23 protein-coding genes and 1 tRNA gene are annotated in these 26574 nt (G+C 43.2%); 16 read left to right on the forward strand and 8 right to left on the reverse strand.

The features are described from left to right. Positions 1–74 precede the first annotated feature (74 nt). The 3 genes from KUV50_RS03290 to KUV50_RS03300 all read left to right on the forward strand — a co-directional run bounded on the left by KUV50_RS03290 (position 75) and on the right by KUV50_RS03300 (position 2918). The gene (locus tag KUV50_RS03290; RefSeq protein WP_222578668.1) at positions 75–1097 is read left to right on the forward strand and encodes a zinc-binding dehydrogenase; all 1023 of its coding nucleotides are present in this window, start codon (positions 75–77) and stop codon (positions 1095–1097) included. Positions 1098–1184: 87 nt separating this feature from the next. After that, entirely contained in the window at positions 1185–1967 is a 783-nt protein-coding gene (locus KUV50_RS03295; protein WP_222578669.1) for an SDR family NAD(P)-dependent oxidoreductase, read from the forward strand. A gap of 63 nt (positions 1968–2030) precedes the next feature. Beyond that, positions 2031–2918 carry a sugar phosphate isomerase/epimerase family protein gene (locus KUV50_RS03300; protein ID WP_222578670.1) on the forward strand — a complete coding sequence of 296 codons (888 nt, stop codon included), beginning with the start codon at positions 2031–2033 and terminating at the stop codon, positions 2916–2918. A gap of 184 nt (positions 2919–3102) precedes the next feature. Here KUV50_RS03300 and KUV50_RS03305 read toward each other — a convergent pair whose 3' ends face one another. Then, on the reverse strand, positions 3103–4152 hold the full coding sequence (locus KUV50_RS03305) for a rhodanese-related sulfurtransferase (RefSeq protein WP_222578671.1): 1050 nt from the start codon (positions 4150–4152) through the stop codon (positions 3103–3105). A 189-nt stretch (positions 4153–4341) separates the two neighbouring features. Between KUV50_RS03305 and KUV50_RS03310 the strand changes: the two genes are divergently transcribed. After that, entirely contained in the window at positions 4342–4863 is a 522-nt protein-coding gene (locus KUV50_RS03310) for a DinB family protein (RefSeq protein ID WP_222578672.1), read from the forward strand. A gap of 189 nt (positions 4864–5052) precedes the next feature. Here the strand turns inward: KUV50_RS03310 and KUV50_RS03315 are convergent, their stop codons facing one another. Continuing rightward, the gene (locus KUV50_RS03315; protein WP_222578673.1) at positions 5053–5718 is read right to left on the reverse strand and encodes an HAD family hydrolase; all 666 of its coding nucleotides are present in this window, start codon (positions 5716–5718) and stop codon (positions 5053–5055) included. A gap of 242 nt (positions 5719–5960) precedes the next feature. Here KUV50_RS03315 and KUV50_RS03320 point away from each other — a divergent pair, with 242 nt between their 5' ends. The 3 genes from KUV50_RS03320 to KUV50_RS03330 all read left to right on the forward strand — a co-directional run bounded on the left by KUV50_RS03320 (position 5961) and on the right by KUV50_RS03330 (position 10141). Beyond that, positions 5961–6923, forward strand: a complete 963-nt coding sequence (locus KUV50_RS03320; RefSeq protein ID WP_222578674.1) for an ArgK/MeaB family GTPase — start codon at positions 5961–5963, stop codon at positions 6921–6923. 2 nt (positions 6924–6925) lie between these two features. Continuing rightward, positions 6926–8623, forward strand: coding sequence for a M23 family metallopeptidase (locus KUV50_RS03325; protein WP_222578675.1), 1698 nt, complete (start codon positions 6926–6928; stop codon positions 8621–8623). Between the two features lie 234 nt (positions 8624–8857). Then, on the forward strand, positions 8858–10141 hold the full coding sequence (locus tag KUV50_RS03330; RefSeq protein ID WP_222578676.1) for a DEAD/DEAH box helicase: 1284 nt from the start codon (positions 8858–8860) through the stop codon (positions 10139–10141). Positions 10142–10176: 35 nt separating this feature from the next. Here the strand turns inward: KUV50_RS03330 and KUV50_RS03335 are convergent, their stop codons facing one another. Both KUV50_RS03335 and KUV50_RS03340 read right to left on the reverse strand, forming a co-directional pair. Further along, positions 10177–10740, reverse strand: coding sequence for a gluconate 2-dehydrogenase subunit 3 family protein (locus KUV50_RS03335; RefSeq protein ID WP_222578677.1), 564 nt, complete (start codon positions 10738–10740; stop codon positions 10177–10179). A gap of 11 nt (positions 10741–10751) precedes the next feature. Next, positions 10752–12461: a GMC oxidoreductase gene (locus tag KUV50_RS03340; protein ID WP_222578678.1), complete on the reverse strand. Its 1710-nt coding sequence runs from the start codon at positions 12459–12461 to the stop codon at positions 10752–10754. A gap of 226 nt (positions 12462–12687) precedes the next feature. Between KUV50_RS03340 and KUV50_RS03345 the strand changes: the two genes are divergently transcribed. Together KUV50_RS03345 and KUV50_RS03350 are read left to right on the forward strand one after the other, a co-directional pair. Then, complete coding sequence (locus KUV50_RS03345; RefSeq protein ID WP_222578679.1) at positions 12688–13314, forward strand: deoxynucleoside kinase; 627 nt, start codon at positions 12688–12690, stop codon at positions 13312–13314. 9 nt (positions 13315–13323) lie between these two features. Next, positions 13324–13983, forward strand: coding sequence for a YggS family pyridoxal phosphate-dependent enzyme (locus KUV50_RS03350; RefSeq protein ID WP_222578680.1), 660 nt, complete (start codon positions 13324–13326; stop codon positions 13981–13983). On the opposite strand, the gene KUV50_RS03355 is transcribed toward KUV50_RS03350, so the two are convergent. After that, positions 13977–16160 (reverse strand): T9SS type A sorting domain-containing protein, encoded by a 2184-nt coding sequence (locus KUV50_RS03355; protein ID WP_222578681.1) that lies wholly within the window; start codon positions 16158–16160, stop codon positions 13977–13979. The genes KUV50_RS03350 and KUV50_RS03355 overlap by 7 nt on opposite strands. A gap of 361 nt (positions 16161–16521) precedes the next feature. Between KUV50_RS03355 and KUV50_RS03360 the strand changes: the two genes are divergently transcribed. After that, positions 16522–16612 (forward strand) — tRNA-Ser (locus KUV50_RS03360). A gap of 276 nt (positions 16613–16888) precedes the next feature. On the opposite strand, the gene KUV50_RS03365 is transcribed toward KUV50_RS03360, so the two are convergent. The 3 genes from KUV50_RS03365 to KUV50_RS03375 all read right to left on the reverse strand — a co-directional run bounded on the left by KUV50_RS03365 (position 16889) and on the right by KUV50_RS03375 (position 20681). Then, positions 16889–17590 (reverse strand): SOS response-associated peptidase, encoded by a 702-nt coding sequence (locus tag KUV50_RS03365; protein ID WP_222578682.1) that lies wholly within the window; start codon positions 17588–17590, stop codon positions 16889–16891. Positions 17591–17679: 89 nt separating this feature from the next. Further along, positions 17680–18768: a site-2 protease family protein gene (locus KUV50_RS03370; RefSeq protein ID WP_222578683.1), complete on the reverse strand. Its 1089-nt coding sequence runs from the start codon at positions 18766–18768 to the stop codon at positions 17680–17682. 20 nt (positions 18769–18788) lie between these two features. Beyond that, positions 18789–20681: an amidophosphoribosyltransferase gene (locus KUV50_RS03375; protein WP_222578684.1), complete on the reverse strand. Its 1893-nt coding sequence runs from the start codon at positions 20679–20681 to the stop codon at positions 18789–18791. A gap of 97 nt (positions 20682–20778) precedes the next feature. Between KUV50_RS03375 and KUV50_RS03380 the strand changes: the two genes are divergently transcribed. The 6 genes from KUV50_RS03380 to KUV50_RS03405 are packed head-to-tail and all read left to right on the forward strand — an operon-like array spanning position 20779 to position 26513. Then, a complete protein-coding gene (locus tag KUV50_RS03380; protein ID WP_222578685.1) occupies positions 20779–21114 on the forward strand; it encodes a hypothetical protein in 336 nt (111 codons plus the stop codon). Positions 21115–21122: 8 nt separating this feature from the next. Continuing rightward, positions 21123–22937, forward strand: coding sequence for a DNA mismatch repair endonuclease MutL (gene mutL / locus KUV50_RS03385; protein WP_222578686.1), 1815 nt, complete (start codon positions 21123–21125; stop codon positions 22935–22937). Next, positions 22934–23590 carry a rhomboid family intramembrane serine protease gene (locus tag KUV50_RS03390; RefSeq protein ID WP_222578687.1) on the forward strand — a complete coding sequence of 219 codons (657 nt, stop codon included), beginning with the start codon at positions 22934–22936 and terminating at the stop codon, positions 23588–23590. The genes mutL and KUV50_RS03390 overlap by 4 nt, the downstream gene beginning before the upstream one ends. Positions 23591–23594: 4 nt before the next feature. Continuing rightward, the gene (locus tag KUV50_RS03395; RefSeq protein WP_222578688.1) at positions 23595–24458 is read left to right on the forward strand and encodes a rhomboid family protein; all 864 of its coding nucleotides are present in this window, start codon (positions 23595–23597) and stop codon (positions 24456–24458) included. Positions 24459–24461: 3 nt separating this feature from the next. Continuing rightward, the gene (locus tag KUV50_RS03400) at positions 24462–25505 is read left to right on the forward strand and encodes an endonuclease/exonuclease/phosphatase family protein (protein WP_222578689.1); all 1044 of its coding nucleotides are present in this window, start codon (positions 24462–24464) and stop codon (positions 25503–25505) included. A gap of 9 nt (positions 25506–25514) precedes the next feature. Beyond that, positions 25515–26513: a M28 family peptidase gene (locus KUV50_RS03405; RefSeq protein ID WP_222578690.1), complete on the forward strand. Its 999-nt coding sequence runs from the start codon at positions 25515–25517 to the stop codon at positions 26511–26513. The last annotated feature ends 61 nt before the right edge of the window (positions 26514–26574 follow it).

Here is a 26574-nt window from a genome sequence, read left to right on the forward strand (position 1 = left end):
AATCAAAAATGGCTGCGAAGTAGTGAAATCTCCATGGCCTAACACCTGAACATTTTAAACTTCTAAAGAAAAATATGAATAGTATCGCTGTTGTAAATTATGCGCCTGAAAAAGGTTCTGTTGAATTGCGGGATATTCCGACCCCTGAGATTGGCTCGGAAGATGTGTTGCTGGAAATGGCCAATGTGGGGGTGTGCGGTAGTGACTTGCACCAGTGGACGGCCGATCACAGCTGGCCGGTGAACTACCCGGTGGTGCTGGGGCATGAATTTGGGGGACGCATTGTAGCTTTGGGTGACCGCGTGACCGGTTGGAAAGAAGGCGATCGTGTAGTGAGTGAAACGGCGGCAGTGATTGATCCCAATAATCCGATGTCGCGGCAGGGATTGTATAATCTGGATCCCACACGGAAAGGATTTGGTTACGGTGTGAATGGCGCGATGACAAAGTATGTTCGTGTGCCTGCCCGCTGTCTGCATTCGGTGCCTGATGCAGTACCTTTTGAGCATGCCTGTTTGACCGAACCGTGCTGTGTTGCATTCAATGCGGTGGTAGAAAATGCTTCCATTAAACCGGGGGACCGGGTATTGGTTATAGGACCGGGGACGATCGGAATATTGTGTGCTGCGATGGCAAAGTTATATGGTGGAGATGTAGCAATTGTGGGCTTGGAAGCCGATAGGTCCCGTCTAAAAGTAGCAGAAACGTACGGCGTCACTTCCATTGTGGGTGATGCTACGGACTGGGCTATGGAACGGGACGGACTGGGCGCGGATTGCATCATCGATGCGGCCGGGGTCAGTGCTACACTCAAAATGGCTTTGAACCTGGTACGTCCAGCCGGACATATTTCCAAAGTAGGCTGGGGAAAGGATCCTTTGCAATTTTCACTGGATCCATTGGTGCAAAAAAATGTCACCTTGCAGGGAAGTTTTAGTCACAATTGGCCGATCTGGGAACGGGTCATAGCACTTATGGAAAATGGGCAATTGGATGTCTCTCCCATCATCGGAGGCGTATGGGATCTTGAAAACTGGGAAGAAGCATTTAATAAAATGCATCATGGTGAAGTGGTGAAAAGTGTTCTCAAATCATAAGCTAATGGTTGAAAGTTCGAGGCTCGAAGTGAAAACGAGAATGCGTAGGGTGAAACGGATCAGTATAGAATAAATTTATAAAAGCATATGCGGTTACAAGATAAAGTTGTGTTAGTTACCGGGAGTACGACAGGTATAGGCAAAGCCATCGCCCGAAAATGTGTGGAAGAAGGTGCACGAGTCATCGTTCATGGTCGCGATAAGTCGTCCGGCGAAGACGTGGTGAAAGAACTGGGTGTGAATAAAACTTTGCTGGTTCTTGATGATCTGTCGGATGGAGCATCAGCACGACGAATTATTGATCAGTCAGTCAATCACTTTGGCAAACTGGACATCATTGTGAATAACGCCGCATTCGTAGCTTCATCTAACATTGATACCACGGATGCCTCTTTATTAAATGATGTTTTTAGTGTCAATACTTTCACTCCTTTTCTTCTGATCAAAGAGGCATTAGAGCAATTGTCTGAAAACCGCGGGGCTGTCTTGAATATCGGCTCCGTTAATGCCTGGGCTGGGGAACCTAACCTTCTGGCATACAGTATGTCCAAAGGGGCGATGATGACCATGACAAGAAACTTGGGAGACGCACTGTTCAGAGAACACGGTGTCCGGGTGAACCAGATCAATCCTGGCTGGATATTGACAGAAAAAGAAATTGAACGGAAAAGATCACATGGGATGTCGGATGACTGGTACAAAGAATTGCCTTCTATGTATGCACCTGCAGGACGGATTATATGGCCGGAAGAGATTGCTAACTCGGTAATCTACTGGATTTCTGATGAATGTGGACCGATTACGGGACAGGTTGTAGAACTGGAACAGTACCCCATGATTGGCCGGAATGCACCGAAGGATGATATTTAAAGTTTGAATTAAAAATAGTCAATTAGACTTCAATTACGGATAACAACCTAAAAAATAAAAATTGTGCCAAAATTAGCAGCCTTCCCTAAAGCGTATATGACCGCCCTTTGCAAAGATGGGTCGATGAAATTATCTGAATGGATCGAGCTGGCATCCACACTGGATATCGATGGATTGGAGTGGTACGCCGGATTCCTTGAAATGGAAGACCGTTCAAATTGGGCTGGATTTCGTCGACAAGTCGAAGATAAAGGTCTGGTCATACCCATGCTCTGTTGTTCACCAGATTTCACTCATCCGGAACGATCCTTTCGGGACAAAGAAATCGCCAAACAAAAATATTGGATTGAGATGACCGATGAGCTCGGAGGTGGATTTTGTCGGGTGTTGTCCGGTCAGCGGCGGCCCGAGTTATCGATCGAAGAAGGCATTTCTTTAGCGGCAGAGTGCATCGAGGAATGCCTTCCTTATGCAGCGGAACGAGGCATCACCCTGATCATTGAAAACCACTACAAGGACGATTTTTGGAAGTATCCGGAATTTGCACAAAAGATGGATGTATTTTGCGCACTGGTTGACCGGATAGATCATCCCAATTTTGGCGTGAATTATGACCCCAGTAATACTTACTTGGCCGGTGAAGATCCGATCGAACTCCTAAAGCGGGTTTCTGATCGCGTAGTCACCATGCATGCGAGTGACCGGTATCTTACATCAGGTACCATTGAGGATTTACGTAAAGAAGAAGGCGGCGCCGAAGGCTATGCCCGCAGACTAAGCCATGGTGAGATTGGTCAGGGGCTGAATGATTACGACGCGATATTTTCAGAGCTGAAAAGCAAAGGGTTTGACAGCTGGATCAGTATCGAAGATGGTGTAGATGGTTTTGATCAACTGGAACGGAGTGTCGCTTTTCTTCGTACGAAAATGACAGAATACTGGCCGGAATAATCCTTGAAATTGTTCAATTCATGCTGGCTAATAAAATCGTGTGGAGGACGACAGCATGTAAATTCTTACGCTCTGATGATCTTATTTTTTGAACGAGGATTGGTATTCAATAATCCGATTGTATAGATATCTCAACCAGGTCTTATACTTGTACGTGGACGCGCCTAAGGTTTGACATTAACGATTAACCATCAATTATAAGTGGCTCATCCTTTTTCAAAGCATCATAGCGTCCCTTTCCAAAAGCCGTCCCATTAAATTGAATTTTGTTCTTTAATTTATCTTTCTTCTCCTCGGGCAACGCCATATATTCCTGGCATTTGCGAGAACAACATTGTGCGTATTTTTGAGCGCATTCATCGCATTGGATAAACAGGATATGACAAGCGTCATTGGCACAGTTAATATGCGTGTCACATTTTTTCCCACATTGATGGCATTGTGCGATCACCTCGTTGGAAATCCGCTCACCCAATCGTTCATCGAAAACAAAATTTTTACCAATGAACTTATTTTCGAGGTTTTTTTCCTGACACTGCCGTGCATACTCTATGATTCCACCATCGACCATGTATACTTCTTCGAACCCGCGATGGAGGTAATACGCGCTGGCTTTTTCACATCGGATCCCTCCCGTACAGTACATTATAATGGGTTTTTCTTTTTCTTCCTTGAGCATTTCTTCGACGACTGGTAATGCGGTTCGAAAATTTTCAACGTCAGGCAAGAGTGCATTTTCAAAATGACCAACCTCCCACTCATAGTGATTCCGCATATCAACAAACCGAGCGTTTTCCTGATCAATTTTTGCATTGACTTCTTCCGCGGATAAATGCTTACCCCGACGCGTCACATCAAATGATTTATCATTCAATCCATCTGCCACAATTTTATCCCGGACTTTGATCTTCAGCATAAAAAATGATTTTCCATCATCATCCAAAGCTATATTGAGCCGCACACCTTCCAAAAAGGTGATTTCCTGACCCAGTTCTTTGCGAAACTGATCCCAGTTCTTTTGGGGTACGGAAATTTGTGCATTAATTCCTTCCACAGATACATAGACACGGCCCAGAATATCCAGGCTAGAAAAGTATTGGAATAAATGGTCTCTAAAAAGTGAGGGGTGACCGATGTGGTGGTATTTATAGAAGGACAACGTAATCCGGGGCTCTTTGGACCCTTCCATTTTTTGTTTTAATTCACTTCGGTTTATCCGGTTGTGTAAACTCATAGGATTCTGGTTTTGCATGATCGTTGGCAAGTTGCAGTCTTGCTGATATTCAACTCCAAATCACGATTACTAATAAGCGGCAAAAATAATAATTTTTAACTACATTTAGCAAGTCAATTATTTGTAGATATTATTCCAGTGCAAGGATAGAACACCGGATGAATCTCACCCATCTAAAATATAATAGATATGTTGCATCGTATGAAAGGACTCATAGTGGTCGTTTTACTGTTTACCTGCTCTGGATTGTATGGGCAATCCTACCTTGCTGAGATCAAAGAAAAATGGTCACACAGTGCGCAATACTTCCAGGATATCGCAGCATTGATGCCGGATTCCCTGTATGATTTTAAACCGACCCCTAAATCCATGACCTTTGGTGAACAGTTGGTTCATGCTGCACAAAATATGATTAACCTATCCCGAAATCAGCTCGCGTTTACTAACCAGGAAATCCCAGAAAAGCCTCTGGATCAGGCATCGCCTTCTGTGGTTCGCCATTTTCTGAAATCTGCCTTCGACTATGCCAGCCAAGCTATCGGCGAAGAAACGGAAGAAACGTTAAACAGGACAACCAAATTCTTTGCCGGACCCAAAACGCACCGGCAGATTATTAATCTTATGCATGATCACGCCACGCATCACCGGGGGCAATTGATCGTTTATTTGCGTTTGAATGCAATTGCCCCGCCAAAATATGTGGGGTGGTGATGTTATTGGTACTTCGAATTGAATTCAAATCACAATTGCGGCACGCAATCCAGATTTCACCTTGATTTTCTCCTCAAAAAGGCATGCAGTGTGGCAGGCATTACCACCGTTTGTCTCTTTAATTACTAACAGATCATTCCTTTAGGGGTGGTGCCCTATAAGATAGGAATGACCAAAACCGGGTTGATATTAAGTCGTCTCAAAGGCCTTCTGTAACCGGGGGATAAGTTCATCATAATGGCTAATTAATTCATCCGCGTGACTCTGATCTTGCTGCGAATATCCGGTTCCCCGATAGCCCACGCAATACATATTCGCTGCTTTGGCTGCAGCAATACCATTCGACGAATCTTCGATGACCAAGCAACGCTCAGGATTGACCTGAAGCAGTTCTGCTGTGTGTAGATAAATGTAAGGCTCTGGTTTGCTTTTCTCAACGGTTTGCCCCCCCACCCTGATTGCAAAGTATTTGTCCAAACCGGTTTCTTTCAGTAGTGCATCGATCACGATGCTGGAAGAAGAAGATGCCACGGCCAAGGGGATTTTGTGTTTTTTAATCCAATCAAGTACAGGGATAACTCCGTCAATGGGCTGCAAATCAACCTTGTTCGTGAAATAATCTAAAATCCGTTGATTATTGATGTCTAACAGTTCGTGGTGAGAACGATCGAGTTTATAGTGGTCTATGACTGCAGCCCAAAGCTCATCTGCTGCCATTCCAATGTAGGGTTCCCGTTCTTTTTCGGAAATCGTAATACCCAAATCCTGGAATATCCCGTGTTCTATTTCTTTGTGATGTTTTTCGGTATCCACCAGCACCCCGTCCATGTCAAAAATAATCGCTTCTTTTTTCAAATTTTCCTTTTTAGATTATAAAATAGCCTTCTCATGTGCTCCAGCTTCGATGTCCGTCGCAGGCATGAAACGATGCGGACGCCGATTCATGTAATATGAACCGACAATAGTTGTATCTCCATTGCCTTAATAATCATAGGTAACTCAAAAGCACCGGTAAAGTTTTGATTGTCACCAGGAAATTTAGCTTCAAAAGCTTCTTGAAATCATGATATATTATAAATAATAACCATATTTGTAGAATGGTTCACAGAGATGAAATAGAGGAATTGCGAAGCGGTCTGACGAAAGGGAATGTCAGAGCGCTATCCAGGGCAATTACTTTGGTGGAAAGTCAGCGGAAAGAAGATCAGGATGGTAAAGTCCAGTTATTGCGATCCATTCAAAATATGCGTGTACCTTCGGTGAAAATCGGGATTACAGGTAGTCCGGGTGTAGGAAAAAGTACATTCATCAATGCCTGCGTTTCCAGGTTGGGCGGCTCATCCCATCGCATTGCTGTATTGACTATTGATCCGTCGAGTAAAAAATCCGGAGGGAGCATTCTGGGCGATAAATTACGGATGACTGACCTGGTACACATGGAAGAGGTATATGTTCGTCCCAGTCCTTCAAAAGGCGTTCTGGGCGGAATCAACTTAACTACCTGGGAGACTATTCAACTGTGCGAAGCCGCAGGGTATGATTTTATATTTGTCGAGACTGTGGGCATTGGCCAGTCCGAATTGGAAGTAAAATACCTGGTCAATGAGGTATGGTACCTGACGATGGCCCGTTCCGGTGATGAAATACAGGGCATTAAACGAGGTATTCTCGAAGTAGTTGACCGCGTTATTGTCACCAAATCTGATATCGATCCCCACGGTTCCCGAAGGACCGCTGCTATGTTGCAACAAACGGTCCGATCGATTCATCCGGAGGACAACAAAGTTGAATTTTATGAAGTTTCAGCTCTCAACACGGAGTCTCTCAATTCTTTGATGTCAGACCTTCTGCAGACATCTGCGCAACCATTGTCTCAGAATCAGCAGCGTTTTTGGTTTGATCGAGCGTGGCAGGAAGCTTTTTTAACGTTTCTGGAATCAAACCCCGCGATGAAAGATATGTATCATAAAAAGATGCTTGAAGTAGAAAGTGGTCAGACCGACCATTGGTCAGCCATCGATTCATTGAAAACAGAGTTACAAAGAATATGGAGCAGGTAGATATGCGAAAGTTTAAAAAAAGACGTCTTTTGGGGGGGCTCAAAGTGTTTGTTTTTCTCCTCCTTTCGGTTTCGTTTTTCAGCCTTACAAGTAATGCGCAACCCATTCATTGGCAATCTCCTATTGAAGGTGAGGTGCTTCTTTCAGGCACTTTCGGTGAGTTACGTGGATCTCACTACCACGCGGGAACGGACATCAAGCCCAATCTTCCGGTACAGAATATCCTGGCCGTCGCCGATGGATTTGTGAAGGAAATCCTGGTCCGGGGCGGATCGTACGGCAATGCGCTTATTCTACAACACAAAGACGGGTATCAATCGCTGTATGGACATCTGGACCATTTTATTCCTGCGCTTGACTCCATAGTGCGTCGTGCCCAATATGATAGGCAAAACTTTTCAGTATCGATTGAATTAGACTCTACCGAGTTCCCGGTAACCCGGGGGACGGTCATTGGCGTTATGGGAAATACAGGCCATTCTTTCGGACGACATTTGCACTTTGAGGTGCGGCATCCATCGGGCACGATGTACAACCCCCTTCGATCTTTACCTGATGTCCGGGATGATACGCCGCCACAGTTTAGAAATCTTAAAATAAATTACCACGATGACCAAGGCCGGGAGTTCCGCGAAAAAACCATCGGGATTAGATCTTTGGGGGGCGGAAAATACACCGCAGGTGACCTGGTTCTCAACTCTTTTAAATACTCTTTGGCTGTGGATGTCGTGGATTTGCACCAGAAAACTTATAACCGGAATGGAGTATATAAATTGGAATTATACCGGGACAGTTCCTTGGTTTACCAGTCCGTTTTTGATTCTCTAAGCAGGGACGATCGAAAATACTATCCGGAGCACATTGATCACATCCGGTCTGCTGATTCCAAAGCCGTTTATCACATGCTTCGATTTACGAATAATGAAACATTATCTCAAATAGACGATAAAAATGCCGGACTGATACGGCCCTACCCTTTCCAGACTCAAAATTATATGGTGAAAGCAGCCGACTTCCAAGGCAATACATCCTCCCTGACCTTTTCGATCCGACGCGTAGAAAACCCATCCATTGATTATGCCGTGATGTACAATTACAAGATCGATGCGTCTGAATCAAGTCGGATAGATCTCGATCATTTTTCATTAATTATTCCATCGGGTACGTTTGTTCGGGACCAACGATTGTATATTTTCGAAGAAGAAGTGGTTCGTGACAACGATAAGAAACGAATGATTCATATGACAGAAAACCAGCTTCCGCTGTATGAACGTCCACTGCTATTATTGAAATCAAACCTACCTTTGGAGGACAAAAGCAAGTGGACTTTGGCGCAGTGCGATGGAGCCAATTTCCGGGCAGTAAAGACCATTCGGGAAAAAGATCATTTTGCAGCGCGAATTTCCAGAATGGGTGATTATTGTCTGGCGAAAGATACATTACCCCCTGAAGTGAAATTGATGCGACAGAACAATTCATTGTGGTATTTTACGGTGACGGACAATATGCATTCCTTTTCGGCACTGGATTATTCTGCCACGGTGGATGGCGAATGGACCTTGGTGGAAGCGGATGATAAAAACAACCGGCTTATTTTCCGGGAATTTGACAAGTATCGGAATGGTGACACGCACACTTTTGAATTGACGGTCCGGGATCCCTGTGGCAATGACACGACGATAACTTTGAACTTTAAATAACGCAAATCAGTGTAATAAATAAAATATATAAAGTACCTTTGCCGCAATAATTAATTTAATATTTGACACATCTTGCTGTATTTCAATTGCTTACATGTTTTAAAAGCATTGCCTTTTAATAAGTCAGAAAGCGTAACCTTTCATTCTTCAATTCGAATCCGTTAACACAACGAAGGACTTACAGGTTTCTGAAAACAGAAACGCATCCATACATCCAAGAAATAAACTCATTCAATGACTTTTACAGATCTTAATCTCAGTAAATCTATTCTTCAGGCACTTTCCGAAAAAGGCTATGAAGAACCAACTTCTATTCAGGAACAAGCTATTCCACATATACTCGATGACCGGGACATCCTCGGTTGTGCACAAACCGGTACGGGTAAGACAGCTGCTTTTTCATTGCCCATTATTCAGAAAGTGAACCGGTATAAAGAATTGCATAAGCATCACCACGGAATCCTATCATTGATTGTCAGTCCCACCAGGGAACTCGCATTGCAAATCGATGAGAGTATCCGCTCGTATAGTAAATACACGAATATAAAGCACACGGTTATTTTTGGGGGTGTTAATCAGAATCAACAAGTGAGAAAATTACAAAAAGGGATTGACATTCTGACCGCCACGCCCGGAAGGTTACTTGATTTAATACAACAAGGATTTGTTGATTTGAGCCAAGTGAAATTTTTTGTGTTGGACGAGGCCGATCGAATGCTCGACATGGGATTCATCCACGATATTCGTAAAATCATCGATTATTTACCCCGTAAAAGACAATCGCTGTTTTTCTCAGCTACGATCCCTGACAATATTATTACGTTGTCACAAAGTATTTTGACGAACCCGGTGAAGATCGAAGTTTCTCCCGAAACGACAACAGCGGATACCGTACAGCAATACATTTACTACACGAACAAGCAAACTAAAAACGATCTATTGCTTCATATTTTGGAGGATGATCAAAAAGATCAGGTGTTGCTCTTTTCTCGAACCAAACACGGGGCCAATCGAATAGCCCGGAATTTGTCAAAGAAAAAGATCCGGGCCGCTGCCATACACGGGGATCGATCGCAGAACCAGCGTCAGCAGGCGCTTAAAGATTTTAAGCAAGGTAAAGTGCGTGTGTTGGTTGCCACTGATATCGCTTCCAGGGGGATTGATATTGATAAATTGCGTTATGTGATTAATTATGATATACCCAACGAATCTGAAACCTATGTCCATCGGATTGGCCGATCAGGTCGTGCTGGTGAGGAAGGAATTGCGATTTCTATAAGTGAACCGGAAGAAAATGCTTTTGTTCGGGATATAGAGAAACTGATTCAACAAAAGATTGAAGTGGTGGACGAGAATCCATTTCCTCAGACCGAAAAACCAATGACTGCGGCAGAACGCAAAGAATGGAATAAAGAGAAAGCCCGTCGACGTCAAGCTTTTTTCGCAAACCGGAAAAAAGGAAAACAAAATGGATCGAAGAATGGCCAGTCCCGTCGAAAATCCAAGCACAAAAGATAAATTTCATCAATACTTGTACCCGAAAGGAATGAATCTTAGAGCGACCAGGCCTGATCCACGTCTTCTATGGGCAAATCACCAATATAGGTTCCGGGGACGGGATCATAGGCCAGGACTTCCTCACCAATGAATTCTGAAGTGAAGTAGCCGGAATAGGTTAATTCTTTCAATTGTAGGAAGAATGGCTGGTTTTCAGTCCCCGCTGACCTCGCTTTCTCGACGAGATGATCCATGATCTTATTTTGTTCTGCTGTAGAAAGCTCTGCATAGGGGGCACCAAAGAGATTGTGGGCTCTTTTGTTAACCTTCGTCAGGTCATTTTGAAACTGTTTTTGATCTTCCGCCTTCCAAAAATGACCGATTATATCATCAATATAGGCTGGCACACCAACTTCCGATGCGGCGGGAGTTTCTGTTTTTGGTAAGATCGTATCGACCAATGACTCGAGGGTTTGAGCTTCTTTACTGTTAAAAAAAGATGGTTCCCAACCGAGCTTTATTTCAGCTTTACAACCGGCCATTAAGCCGGCCATAGTGCCACCTGATAATGCTGTACCCAATAGTAGTGTGGTGTGTTTGATTGCTTTGCGACGGTCCATTCGACGAATTTTTAAAGATTTTGTCTGTTAAGTTCACTGATAGCATGATCGCAGGCGCGAGCAGTTAAAGCCATGTATGTGATGGATGGATTTTGACATCCTGCGGATGTCATGCATGCACCATCAGTTACAAATACATTGGGGACATCGTGAATTTGGTTCCATTTGTTCAGGATACTCGTTTTGGGATTACGCCCCATGCGTGCGGTACCCATTTCGTGGATGCCCTGCCCCGGATACGACATTTGGTCATTGAACTGGATGTTTTTGAGACCGGCATTTTCCAGCATTTCAGGAATTTGAATGCGCATGTCTTTCCGCATTTCAAGTTCATTTTCTTTCCATCCGGCATCAAATCGCAATAATGGTATTCCCCACTGATCCACAGCGTTGGGATCCTGATATACCCTGTTGTCCTCATAGGGCAGACATTCACCAAATGCGATCATACCGTATCGCCATGGTCCGCCTGGTTTGAACAAATCTTCTTTGCTCTTTTTCCCATAATTCAACTCAGCGATATTCTGTTTCCAGCCGGTTCCTCTTCCGCCCCCACCTTGCAATCCATATCCTCGGGTGAAGTTTTTCATACCTGATTCAGCATCAATATTTCTAAAACGAGGCATGTAGGTGCCACCAGGCCGCCGTCCCTTGTAATAATAATCTTCAAGACCGTCAACTTCTCCGGAACCGCTGATCAGAAAATGGTGATCCATCAGATATTTACCGAGGACTCCATTGGTATTGCCCATTCCTTCCGGAAAAGAGGTGGATGTGGAGTTCATCAGGATTTGCGTGCTGCCGAGCGTTGAGGCATTGACGAATATGATGCGTGCATTGAAAACCATTTCTTCTTTTGTTTCGGCATCTATAACCCGGACACCTGATGCTTTGCCGGTATTTGGATCATAGATCACAGAGTGAGCGATACTATGTGGCCGAATGGTAAGTTTGCCGGTGCGTTCAGCATCTGGGATCGTCGAGGACACAGAGCTAAAATAACCACCATACGGACATCCTCGTTTGCATCTATTCCTGTACTGGCAAGCTCCTCGGTCCTTCGGTTCGGAAAGGTTTGCTATTCGTGCATTGGTCACCATCCGGTCATCATATATCTGGTGTATCCGGTCGCGGAATTGTAATTCGGCCACGTTGAGGTCCATCGGTTTCAAAAATTCACCGTCCGGTAGATGATGCAATCCTTCCCTCCGACCGGAAATACCTACATAGGATTCTACATAATCATACCACGGCTTAATATCTTTGTAGCGAATGGGCCAGTCAATAGCAACTCCCTCTCTGATATTGGCTTCAAAATCGAGATCGCTCCAGCGATAACACTGCCGACCCCAGGTGATCGATCGTCCACCCACATGGTTTCCACGAATCCAATCAAATCGACGATCTTCCAGGTAGGGGTGTTCGGGATCCTTCACAAACCAATGCTTGGTTTCTTGACGGACATTGCCCGGGAAACGACTTTGTTTCGGATAATCTCTTTTAATTTCTTCCGGCGGTGTCTTCCCTCGGTGCTCCATGTCCCAGGGGTCCAGATTAGCTGTGGGATAATCGCCATGTCGTACCATGCGACCACGGTCCAATAGAAGCGTTTTTAGTCCATTTTGTGTCAATTCCTTTGCTGCCCAGCCACCGCTTATTCCAGAACCGATCACCACCGCATCGAACGTGTTGCTTTTGTTGTTTTGTGCAATATCAAACATTGGTATGGTTTTACAGATCTTCTAAAAGAACCTGTTTCTGTCAATCTAATTATAAATCTGCCAATATATTCAAATATTTCCTGATTTCGAACCTGAAGGTTGGCTCTAACATGGTATTTTAAAAATGATATAAAAATTGATATATCCATCCTGTGAAGTTTGACAATGGTAATTTTATCCTTACTTTGTCGACGAACAAACATTAAGCGGCCTGGTATAAAGGGATATGGATACAATCAAACACATCGCCATCGCTGGCAATATAGGTGCCGGTAAAACCACGTTAACGCACAGCTTATCCAAGTATTTCGGATGGGAAGCACACTATGAAAATACGGACACCAATCCGTACTTAAAAGACTTTTATGATGATATGAAGCGCTGGGCTTTTCATCTTCAGATCTACTTCCTTAACAACAGGTATGCTCAGATCCTGGAGATACAACAAGGAAATCAAACGGTGATTCAGGATCGGACCATTTATGAGGATGCATTTATTTTTGCGCCCAATCTCCATGAAATGGGATTGATGTCCTCGCGCGATTTTGACAATTATTTTCAGCTCTTCGAAACCATGAATTCTCAAATATCTCCCCCGGATTTGTTAATTTATGTTCGAGCAGGGATCCCTACACTGGTCTCGCACATACAGAACAGAGGCCGGGAGTATGAGGGTAACATGAGCCTGGAATATCTAAAAAAATTAAACAAACGGTACGAGGATTGGGTTAGCTCTTACAAAGAAGGACCATTTTTGATTATTAATTCGGATGAGCTTGATTTCAAAAATGATCCTTCTGATTTGGGACATGTGATTGACAAGGTAAGTAGTCAATTGCATGGCTTGTTTTAAAATTGCAATATGACGTTCGTAAAAATAAAAGAAGAAATTTCTGTGGCTGATGCTACGCTTGTAGCTGTTTCCAAAACACATCCTGTTCAAAAAATACAAACGGTCTATGACTTGGGTCACCGTGACTTCGGAGAAAATAAAGTCCAGGAATTGATGGAAAAGGTAGGCGATCTGCCCGATGATATCCGATGGCATATGATCGGTCATCTCCAGTCCAATAAGGTAAAATATCTGGCGCCTTTTGTTCATCTGATTCATAGTCTTGATCGATTGTCTTTGGCGAAGGAAATTAATAAAGAAGGAAGAAAGGCAGATCGGGTTATTTCTGTACTGCTTCAGATTAAGATTGCGAAAGAGGACACTAAGTTTGGACTGGACCCTGAATCGATCGAAGGTTTTATGGAAAAACTTAATAATCGGAAGTATGACTTTATAAAGATTTGCGGGGTCATGGGGATGGCGACATTTACGAATGACGAAGAACAGATCAGATCGGAGTTTTTAAAATTGGAAGATGTATTCCGTTTTGTGAAGGATAAGTATTTTCAGGATGATCCCGTTTTTAATATTAAGAGTTACGGGATGTCCGCAGATTACAAAATTGCACTGGACACAGGAAGTAACATGGTTCGGGTCGGAAGTCTGATCTTTGGTGACCGGAATTATTGAACAATTACTTTCCGAATTACTGATGAACGATCTTTTAGTATGATCCGCAAAAAATAAACCCCAGGCAGCCAATCGCGGGTTGAAAATTGATATTGATCAAGCGCGGTTATAGGTATGGATCGAAACAAGGTCCCACTGGGGTAAAACAGTTCGAAATGCGTGATCTGGGGCAAGCCCTCTACCTCGACTTGGATGTAATCTCCCCTTTGAACCGGATTTGGATACAGGTCTACGGAAAGCTCTGGATTATCTTTTGGATGCGTTGGAACCGAGGGCACCATTTTCTCAATAAGTCCACCCGAAATATTGCCCATAAGAAAATGAAAGTTCTTCTTTTGGTTTTGGTGGACGGTCATCCGGCCATTTCCACCTCCTTTATTCGGCCAACCTTCCGGCGTAATTTGATCAAATTTTGAATTGAAATCGTTTGAATTCACCCGATACGTAAAGATATTTCCACCGTGGGAACCAGAAACAAGAACAGTATCTGTCGCTCGAATGATAATTCTTGGTGCTGAGCGGCCAATGAGGTTGTTTTGATTTACAGTATGTATTTTTCCCAATTGTTTCACATTTGGAGCCGAATTAAGATCGGAATCGAATGCAGCATTTGTGTGCGTTCCGGTGTTCAAATACAACCCGATCGTACCGTTGTCCGTACCTGAAATAATGTCCAAATCACCATCGCCGTCAATATCAAAAAGCTCCGGTGTGGCTCCGGAAAGTAAACGCAAGCCCTGCCAGTTTTTTTTGATCTCACCCAGGATAAACTCGTGATTGTTCCCTGACTTATTTTCGATCAAATAACAGTCCCCATTGGACATACCGATCAAAATATCTGTGTCTCCGTCACCGTCTACATCGCCCGAGGTCAGATACGGTCTGAAACCTGATCTTAATGTCTCATCCAGATTTTTAAAATTAAGCGCTCGCAGTTGATATTCTCTTTCAGAACGCGCTTCAAAATAAGCTATTTTATTTAACGGGGGGTGACCACCACGGACTTCCTGATACCCAATGAGTAAATCTTTTACACCATCCCCATTAATATCAATAAACAACGGCGAGGTGTACTGCCCCAAATCGATGTACTGGTCGGTTAGCCATTGATTCGTTTGGAACAAGAAGGGTTGTTCTTTCCGACCAGTACCTGTATATAGCCATATGCCTTCATCGTCTGTCATAGGATATTCATTGACAGCAATGACAATGTCATCCAGCTCGTCCTGATTAATATCGAGTTTGAAAGCAGCCGGGAAATAATGCAAAATTGCCGGATCCTCTTCGTTGGGAAAAAAGGGTTCTACTTGCTTGATCACCGCTTGATCCCGGCTGCCTTTGTTGATCAAAATTTTTAAAGAATTGCTACCCACATCACCCAATATAAGGTCAGGAAGACTGTCGTGGTTAACATCGATCAGACAACTGGTTGAACCGGCGTGTCGAACAGAAAAAGGCGGCGGACATATTGGATGATTTTTAGAAATATTTAATTCATCGGAAAAAAGATTCTCTGCAAAATAACCCCAGCAATTGTGACGAAGAATATATTCGAAATCTTTTCCCGTCTTGTTTTTTTGATTTTCATAGTAATAGAGGTAACTTCCTGAAAGTTCAAAGGTGAGAATGTCCAGGTCCCCATCTCCATCTACATCCTCTATGACGGGTATGTCAGCCGCATTGTGATAAATATTCGTTTTGCTACCGGATTGGTGTTGAAACAAGAGCGAATCGTCGATAAAAGAAGAACCGGTCACTTTTTCAAATCGTAATTTATCCCCCTGCATTATTCCCTTATAGACTGCTATACCGTGGAGTCCCTGCGTGAAAATATCCGGAACTTGATCCTGGTTAAAATCCCGGATGAGCATCCAGGACTGGACATCTGGCCATTCGATGGAGGTGTCGGTGTGGAGAATGTAGGTGGAGGTACTACCTGCCCGTGACCAGACCTGGATGATGCCCGAATACCGATCAAACGTAATCAATTCCAGCTGGCCATCCTGAGTGAGATCGAACATGGAGAACTGTGGTGCAATGAACCCACCAGCCAGAGCAGACGGCCATATCCCTCCGTTCTTATTGTACCATGTGGTGGGTTTCTGCGCCAGGTGGTAGCCGGGGATCAACACCAGGAACACATGAATGAAATATTTCCAGATACAGTTTTTTTTCATAATTGTGGTTGCTATGAATCAGAGAACGATGATGACTTGATACTCGTATACTGTTCTCCTATCCTGTTTATCGGATGAAGCACAATCTCACCTCGGATATATGCAACCGATTTGTCATTACACTGTAAAATTACTTCGGTTCTCATAAAGTCAGAACAACAAGATAAACGAAATATTGAATCTTGTGGTTTGGAATTGCTAAGGTAGGTGCAAAAACCTTTAAATGAGCCGAATGATAAAATGTTATAAATTTTGGCCATACATTTTTGAATTTACAAAATAGATCATACCTTTGCATCTGCAAATTTGAGCTATCCGATATGGATCAACTGAGATCCTGGTTTCGGAAAGTGTATAAAATGGAGGAGTGGCAGAGCTGGTTTAATGCACCGGTCTTGAAAACCGACGTACCTTCACGGGTACCGGGGGTTCGAATCCCTCCTCCTCCGCCAGAAGCCCGATTGGATATAATTTCAATCGGGTTTTTTTTTAAAATTTAAATGAAGAGCCATTTGGACAAAATCGATTTTCGTGAAATTGAACCTCTGTCTTGAGAGTTTGCTTGAATTCCGATTTGGATTTGGTTTATGTTTTCAGTCGGGTATGAGGGTAAAGCTGAATGAAGCTGTGGTTGTTTTACATTTTCACAGACCTTTGTTTGGCAGTCGAGCTTGCTCAAATTTGATTTTTTGAGGTAGATAAAAGGAAATAGAGTCAGTAACCAACAGTCAGAAAAGTTCTCCCTGCTCTAGGTCCTCGACCTCTTCGATAATTTCCTTATGGTTGTTACGTACGTTATTGACTTGTTTGGATACTCTGTAGACATGCAATTCATCTGTACCAAATAGTGGGAGTTCTTCCAAAAAAACAGTTGGATCAATGGATTCCTCCAACCAGTCTCGTTCTATTTCCCGTGGAAGCAACACGGGCATCCGGTGATGTAGAAACATCATAGTCGGTGTAGAGGCTCGGGTCAACACGGTAAAACTGTGTACGGTCTCTCCCGTTTCGTCTTTCCAGGATTCCCACAATCCTGCGATGGAAAAAATAGCTTGCTGATTTGAGGTCACCCGGTATGGAATCTTTTCCTTTCCTTTTTTGATCCATTCATAATAACCATCAATGGGCCAAATACACCGGCGTTTTTGCAATGCCTGTCGAAAGGCTGGTTTTTCTGCTGCGGTTTCACTGCGGGCATTTATCATTTTGTAACCAATCTTTTCATCTTTTGCCCAAAACGGGATCAGTCCCCATCGATAGAGATTAATATGATCCGGGTCTGTATTCGTGATGACCGGAAGTTTTTGAGAAGGTGCCATGTTGTAATTTGGAATCGGATTGTATCTTTCCAGGTCTTCAGAATAAAAGCTGGCGTTGAACCGGGCTTCCAATTCTTTTTCTGTAACTGTGAGTGATGATCGGCCGCACATAGAAAGGGATTAGGAGTTAAGAATTAGGTACTTCGGACAGATAATGAATCATGTAGTAACCCATGCTGCGTCTCCATTACCAATGCCATTCAGGTTCTTAAAGTCAGGAAGTTCGCCAGATCTTGTCGACGGACCACACCCAATATTCGCCCATCTCTGGACACGGGAAGCATTTGAACGGACTTGTTATTGAACAGATAAAACAGATGTCGTACGGGAAGTTCCATGGTTACTGACTCAAATTCATTGCTCATGTACCGGTATACCGGCGTGAAAACATCGCCTTGTTCTTTGGCGTGAAAAACGTCCTCTTCCGGAATGACCCCTATGATATTGTTTTCATCATCTGCGATTAGTATCGCGTTTTCTTCAGAACCTTCCCACTGGTGAAAGATATCTTGCATCAGATCATTTTTACTAAAAACCATAAAGTTGTGGTTGAGCACGTCAGATACCTTTCCATGTCTGTAGCGTTCTTCCGCCGCAACCGTACGATATTCGGCGCGAGCTGCAAAATAGACGAATATTCCTATAAAAATCAGACCAAGGTGATTTTCATACAAACCAAAGATTAAAAAACCGACGGCCAGAATTCGGCCGATCCAACTTGCAATTTGCGTTCCTTTTTTCCGTCCTTTAAAAACGGAGATTAGGGCTCGAAGGATTCGTCCGCCGTCCATGGGGAAGGCCGGAATCAGATTGAACAGTACTAAAATTACGTTGAGATAGAGTAACAGAACGGGGAAATTACTGAAATACTCAAACACGATGGATTCCTCGCCGATCACCTCAAAACCGGTCCCGGAAAAATACAAATATCCACCGATCAGTAGCGCAATTCCTATATTGACAAGTGGACCAGCTATGGCCACAATCATTTCATGCCAAGGATTTTCAGGAAGCCGGTCCAGTCGTGCCAGCCCGCCGATGGGGGTTATCAGGATATCCTGAGTTCCGATCCCATATTTTCGAGCTGTGAGGGCGTGTCCAAATTCATGAAGCACGACGCAGGCAAAAATAAGTAAGGTGAAATAAAAAAAATTGATAATCGCAAAAGTGGACATGCCCAGTTGTTGGCCTGTATATACTACATAGAACAACAATAAGGCGAAACTCCAGTGTACCTTGACTGGTATTTTTAATAAAGTTCCTAAATATAAAGAACCACCTTTGAACATTTTTATACGTTTTCTAACTATTAATACGCCCGGGTCTGAACTTTGTTCATATAGTTAATAAATGATTTATTCACAACCTTATTCCCACCAGGGGTTGGATAGTTCCCACTGAAATACCAGTCCCCTTTGTTATCCGGGCAGGCCCGGTGCAAACTTTCAATGGTTTGGTAGATGATTTCTACTTCTGCCTCAGCGCCTTCCGGGGTGAGTATTTGGGCTATTTTTTGGGAAATTTCATCATAGGTAAATGGTTCGTACACTTCCTTGACATAATTAACGACCTCTTCTTTGGGCCGTCCTTCCTGTGCCAGACATTTCTCGTAAATATTCTCCAGATACCCTTCCATGTTTCGTTCCTCGATCAAGGATATGGCAGCTTGAAAAGCTACAAATTCGCCAAGATTGGACATGTCTATCCCATAGCAATCAGGAAAACGGATCTGAGGAGCAGATGAGACAAATACGATTTTCTTGGGATGCAGACGGTCTACCATTTTAATGATACTATCCCGGAGTGTGGTCCCTCTTACTATGCTGTCATCCACCAGAACCAGCGTATCGATGTGGTTTTTGACGATACCATAGGTGACATCATAAACATAAGATACCATGTTACCGCGATTTTCATTGTCGGTGATGAAGGTTCTCATTTTCGCGTCTTTCACGACAATTTTTTCGATTCGTGGTTTGATTCGCGCGATTTCTGTTAATTCTTTTTCACCCGCTTTATGTTCTAGATCAAGAGTACGCTGCATCCGGATCTTTTTGGTTTCTTCTTCGAGACCATCGATCAATCCTAAGAATGAAATTTCAGCCGTATTGGGCACAAAGGAAAAAACTGTATTCTCAAAATCATAATCGATACTTTCTAACACCGGCTCTACGAGTTCGGTGCCCAATTGTTTCCGTTCCAGATAAATATCGCGGTCCGTTCCTCTGGAAAAGTAAATTCGCTCGAAGCTACAGGATAGTTTCTTTCCAGGCTTGGTAAAAGGAACTTCCTCCATAACCCCATTTTTCTTTACGATTAATGTATGGCCGGGTTGCAGCTCCTGAATATACCGGAATCGTACATCAAAAGCGGTTTGTATCGCTGGTCTTTCGCTGGCAGCCACCACCACTTCGTCATCGTGGTAGTAATATGCAGGTCGGATACCATTTGGGTCGCGCATCATAAAAGCGTCTCCATGGCCAATAAATCCGCCAAGCACATAGCCACCGTCCCATTTTTTACTGGCTCTGCGCAGTAACCGCTGAAGATCCAAATGGTCGACAATTTTTTTTGTAATTTCTTCATTATCAAATCCATCGGGCTTGAACCAGGTAAAAAGACGCTGCACTTCATCATCGAGAAAGTGACCTATTTTTTCAAGAACTGTTACCGTATCAGATTTCTCCTTCGGGAATTGACCCAATTCGACAAGTTCCGTAAATAATTCGTCTACATTGGTCAAATTAAAATTCCCGGCGAGGACAAGATTGCGGGATATCCAGTTGTTTTGACGTAGAAACGGATGGCAGGTTTCTATGCCATAGGAGCCGTGCGTCCCATAGCGTAGATGTCCCATCAACAGTTCACCAGTATACGGTTTGTTTTCCTTCAACCATCCGGGTTCCCGTACGAGAGCAGGATCCAAATCAGTAAAGTGTCTGAAAACGTGTTGGAAAAGATCCGTAATGTAGTTTTTACTGTTCGTCCGATATCTGGATATATACCGTGTACCTGGTTCTGGGTCAAGCTTTATGGTAGCCAACCCTGCCCCATCCTGGCCCCTGTTCCGCATTTTCTGCAGGAGCAGTTGAAGTTTATTTAGGCCGTAAAGAGGATCACCATATTTTTCTTGATAGAAATCCAATGGCTTCAGCAGCCGGATCATGGCTATGCCACACTCGTGTTTGATTAATTCGCTCATGGATCAACTTATAACTAGACAAATTTACTCTATATTTCACACAATCAACAACGTTTTCTTATAATTGATTAAATTTGTACCAAGCAGAATAGTAAATATGGGTTTTTTCTCTTTCAATAAATTAGCTAGTCATCGGGTGTTTAACTATGTACCAAGGTACTATGACCCCGATAAAGAAAAACGAGATGCTATCGTGCGTCGCGCCAAGGTGGAGGCCGGACTAATACCGGAAGAAGACATGGATCAGGACGTCGAAAGTGCCAAACGAAGAATATCGAAAGCTTTTCATAGCCGGGGAATTTCAAACAACTATAAACGAACCAGTCATAAGAAATCCAATATCCGAATTGGTATCATTATTATAATCCTGGCCGGATTAGCCTACATTATCCTCAACTTTAATATAGATTTGCTGGTTGAGTTGTTTCAATAAGTCTGTTCATGAAGGGAAATATTAAAATGTTACCGGATGTGGTGGCGAATCAAATCGCCGCCGGTGAAGTGGTTGTGCGACCAGCCTCTGCAGTCAAGGAATTAATGGAAAACTCCATTGATGCCCTGGCCACCAAGATCGAGGTGATCATCCAGGATTCCGGAAAAACCAAGATTCAAGTGATTGATAACGGTTCAGGAATGAGTGAAATGGACGCACGCATGTGTCTTGAAAGACATGCGACTTCCAAAATCAGTACCAATGAAGATCTTCAGAAGTTATTTAGTCTGGGTTTTCGCGGGGAGGCATTGCCTTCTATCGCATCGGTCAGTCAGCTTGAACTCAAAACCAGGCAAGAAGGCGAAGAAATGGGGTTGCGATTGGAAGTTCACGGTTCTGAGGTGATCAAACAGGAGTATTGTCAAGCAGAAATAGGTACTTCCATTACGATTTCCAATTTGTTTTATAATACACCGGCTCGTCGAAAATTTCTAAAGTCAGATACGGTCGAGTTCAAACACATCCTCGATGTATTTCAGAATCTGGCATTAGCCTACCCGGATATACACCTGACCCTGTATCATAACGACCGACTGTATCATCAGCTTTACCCGGGAAATTTGAAACAGCGGATTGTGCAAATTTTTGGCAATCCATACGAACACCGGTTGATTCACGTCAAAGAGGATACGGATTATCTAAAAATAACCGGCTTCGTGGGAAAGCCCGAAAATGCCAAGAAATCCAGGGGGGAGCAGTATCTGTATATCAACAACAGGTACATCAAAAATTTCCGTTTGACTCTAGCCGTGTACCAGGCTTACGAGAAATTAATTGACGATAACAGTTACCCTTTTTTTTGTTTGTTTCTTCAGATGGATCCGGAGAAGATGGATGTAAATGTGCATCCTACCAAGCAAGAAATCAAACTTGAAGATGAAAACTTTGTGTTCAATATCATGCAATCTGCGGTTAAACATGCGCTGATGCAATACAGTGTGCCGACCATTGATTTTGACCAGGACCCTACTTTCATTCGACAACCAAAACCAGACTCCCTGACAGAAAGACCATCTGCTTCCAGTAGCTCTTCCGGTGGCTGGGATGCGGATGATTTGCGACCGCACAAAAAATGGACAACGGAATCCTGGGATGATTTTTATGACAATGTCAAGAAATCGGGGGAAGAACTGGAGAAGAAGGAACAATCCGAATTCGCACCGCCGATGAATTTTATCCATGGTCAGGCCGAGGATGTTTTTGTTCCCATCCAGATCAAAAACAGTTACATCATAAGTTCTATAAAATCTGGTATCGTGATTATTGATCAGAAGAATGCCCACCAGCGTATTCTTTATGAACGGTTTCTGGAACAAAATGAAAAACAAAACCTACATGGTCAATCAATACTATTCCCTGAAGTACTTCATCTGAGTCCATCGGAAGCTCTGGCGATGGAAAAAATCAGGCCAATTATTTCCGGATATGGTTTTGTGATCGAACCTTTTGGTAAGAATGCTTATGTTCTTCAGGCGATGCCGGATATCTTGCTGTTGGATACCCGGGAAAAACTAGGGATCATTCATCAGGTGTTGGATGAGTTTCAGGAGGAGCGTAAGCTGGGACCAACCCTGCATGAAACCATTGCTGCATTACTAGCAAAAAATATGAGCATAAAACGAAATAGAAAATTGTCGAGCGAAGAAATCAAGGAATTAGTCCACCAATTATTCGCCTGCAAAGAACCTTCTGTTAGTCCATCCGGCAAAAAATGTTTTGTTACCTTTAAATCTGAAGATTTAGAAAAATTGTTTACCCAATGATAAGAATAACCGATACGATCAAGCATTTGATTATTATCAATGTTTTGATTTTCGTGGCCTCAATGTATGTATTTCCTGGCCTACCTGAAAGCAATGCCATTTTTGCATTTTTGAAGGATTTTCAGGAAAATGGGGCATTGTATTATCCGGAATCCCGTTTCTTTCATTGGTATCAGTTGGTGACACATATGTTTTTACACGGGAGTCCCAGTCACCTGTTTTTCAATATGTTTGCACTCTATATGTTTGGCAGTGCACTGGAAGGACACTGGGGGCGTAACCGATTCTTGTTGTTTTACTTTTTTGCCGGTTTGGGTGGTGCTGTTTTCCAGATCATTAGCTGGAAGGTGGGCTTGATGGGGTTGTCTCCCATGGAGCAACAAATGTTTTTATCGACCCCCTTCCGGGTTATTGGGGCTTCCGGTGCCGTATTTGGTGTGTTGGCCGGCTTTGGAATGTTGTTCCCTAATGTGGAACTTTTGCTGTTGTTTCCGCCTATACCTATTAAGGCCAAATACTTTGTAATTATTTATGGTATGTTGGAGATTGTTCTGGGATTCGGAGGATTCCAGACGGGGGTAGCCCACCTGGCTCACGTTGGAGGTTTGGTCTTTGGTATATTATTGATATTGTATTGGAAGAAAAATCCGTGAATCCATGTTTGATTCTATAAAAAAAGATCTGGAACAGCAATTTCGTTATGGTGGTATGACCATACGGCTGGTGTTGATCAATCTGGGGGTTTTTGTAGGTATCATGATGATCCGGTTGATATTATTCATTGTGAATGGTGGTCAGGTCCCGGGATTTTTTCATACGTTGACCGATGGCTTATCAATCGCCAATAGTTGGAAATTAATATTGTTCAGGCCCTGGACCCTCGTTACACATATGTTTCTTCATTTATCCTTTTTCCATATTCTGATTAATATGCTTTATTTATATTGGTTTGGTTGGGTTTTGGAAAATCTGGTGGGCGAACGAAAAGTGTTGAATACCTATGTCCTCTCTGGGCTTTCGGGGGCTGTATTGTTTTTTATTTTTTCCGGCTTTTTGTATGAGGGAACAACCTATGCCCTGGGTGCTTCTGCTGCTGTGATGGGAATCGCTGTGGCCGCTGCAACCATGGCACCGGATCACGAATTTCATCTTTTGTTTATCGGGCGTGTCAAACTGAAATTCTTAGTGCTCGGGCTGGTATTGCTGGACTTTATAATGATACCGGCGATGAGCAATTCTGGAGGCCACATCGCTCATTTAGGCGGAGCTTTTATGGGGTTCTTCTACATTAGATTGTTGTATCAGGGGATTGACCTGGGCGATATCAACTTTAGACCCAGAATGAAACGGCCTAAGTTTGATGTGTATGTGAATAAGGAAAAGAAGAATAGTACAATGAATCGACGCCCGATGGATAAACAAGATCAGATAGATCGAATTCTGGAAAAAATTAAAATTTCTGGTTACGAAAACCTTACGCAGGAAGAAAAGGACTTTTTGTATGAAGCCAGTAAAAAATAGGTCGTGAATTTATTACGTAGAATCGTAATTGTGATCAACGGGGTGTTGATTGTGAGTTTGATTCTGGGGTATTTGAGACAATTTGTCCACCCCGGGCAAGCTTCCTTTCTCACGATATTTTCACTTTTATATCCCTATCTTGTTATCGCGCTCACCGTTACGCTGGCCGTACTTATCGTGTTGCGATCAAAATGGCTTTGGGCTACTTTATTGATACTTGTTCTGACTTCCGGAAATACGATCCGTCAAATTGGATTCCACTTTCAACCCGAACTTCCCGGCGATTCAGTGATTTATACCATCTCGACGCTTAATGTAAAGAACAACTTCTGGCATGAAAATCAAGATCAAAGCTCGAACTTTGTATTAAATTTTAGTGAAAAAGATCCTACCCTGCTCGTACTTCAGGAGATATCAGACGTACAGATTCGAAAGGTCGCTGAATTGTTGGATTATGCCCATGGTAGTCAAGATTATCCGCAGCTTAAGAACACCACTTTAGGAATTTTCAGTAAGCATCCGCTTACCAACCTCCAATCCATAGATAATTCAGAAGGCCGGACGATCGCAGTGTTTGCAGATATCCAACTGGCTCACCAAACCATTAGATTGTTCAACATCCACCTCCATACCAATGCGGTGACACTCCGTGCCGGTAAGTTTTCCCCCGAATCTTTTTCAAAGAAAGAAGGATTGCGTGCGTTTAATGATATGCTTCGGGCGTACAATGAAAATGCTTCCAAAAGATTAAATGAGTTGGGACGCATCCAAGAGTATGTCACAGGGTCTCCTTACCCGGTGATTATAGCCGGGGATGCCAATGATACCCCTTACTCTCCGATTTATAGAGCGTTAAAGGGGAATCTGCAGAATGGTTTTGAAAGAGGCGGATTTGGATTTGCGCAAACTTACAACGGATTGATTCTACCATTGAAAATTGATCATATCTTTATGGACAATTCATTTTTCATCTATCATACACTCATTGAAAAAATAGATTATTCTGATCATAATCCCATCACCACTTCGTTTTCATTTAAAAATTAAAATTTCACAATGCGAATATTCTTTTACGTTTTAATCATTTTGATTGGATTTGTGGCATGCAAGTCTGATTCCGGGTCATCGAAACAAGAATCAGATGTCGTTGAGAAAACTCCGCAAAAAGAATTAAAGGTTCCCCCTTTCAATGCCGATAGTGCCTATCAATATGTTCAAGATCAAGTGAGTTTCGGTTCCAGAGTACCCAATTCTGAAGCGCATGAAAAAGCTAAAGAATATTTGAAAAACCAATTAGAACGAATGACGGACCAAATAGTAGTCCAGGAATTCTCGGCAAGCCGCTATGATGGAGTGCGGATGAAAGGGTATAACATTATTGGTTCATTCAATCCTAAAGCAAAAAAACGATTGTTATTGCTTGCCCACTGGGATAGTCGATTCATGGCGGATTATGCGACCTCCGAAGAATTTAAAAGTGAACCGGTCACCGGTGCAGATGATGGGGGAAGCGGAGTGGGTGTATTGCTAGAGATAGCCCGACAGTTATCCCTGCAACCGGTGGATGTCGGGGTGGACATATTGTTGACTGATCTGGAGGATCAAGGCAAAAGCAATGATCCGGATGGTACGACCTGGGCTTTGGGTGCACAGCACTGGTCCAAAAACCCTCACGTGAAAAATTACCGGGCTGAGTATGGAATATTACTGGATATGGTGGGTGCGAAAGGCGCACAGTTCTTGAAAGAAGGAGTTTCACGATCCTATGCACCTCAATTTCTCAACTATGTATGGAATCTAGCCAACAGCATGGGATACGGGCATTTGTTCGTCAATAAAAATCTCAGGGGCGGAGTGGTTGATGATCACGTGTTCATCAATCAAAACATGGGAATACCGACGATTGATATCATCAATAAACCTTCAGACAACTCGTTTGGAGACCATTGGCATACGGAGAATGACAATATGGAAATCATTGACAAGAATGTGTTGCGGGGTGTCGGACAGGTGGTCACAGCTGTGGTTTACCGGTTCGATGCAAATTATCTGTAAAAATATTTCGCTTATTATTTGCAATTAAAAGATAAGGAACTATATTTGCCACCGCTTTGAG

Origin of the sequence: Membranihabitans marinus (genome assembly GCF_019802045.1) — a bacterium.
GTDB classification, from domain to species: Bacteria; Bacteroidota; Bacteroidia; order Chitinophagales; family Saprospiraceae; genus Membranihabitans; species Membranihabitans marinus_A.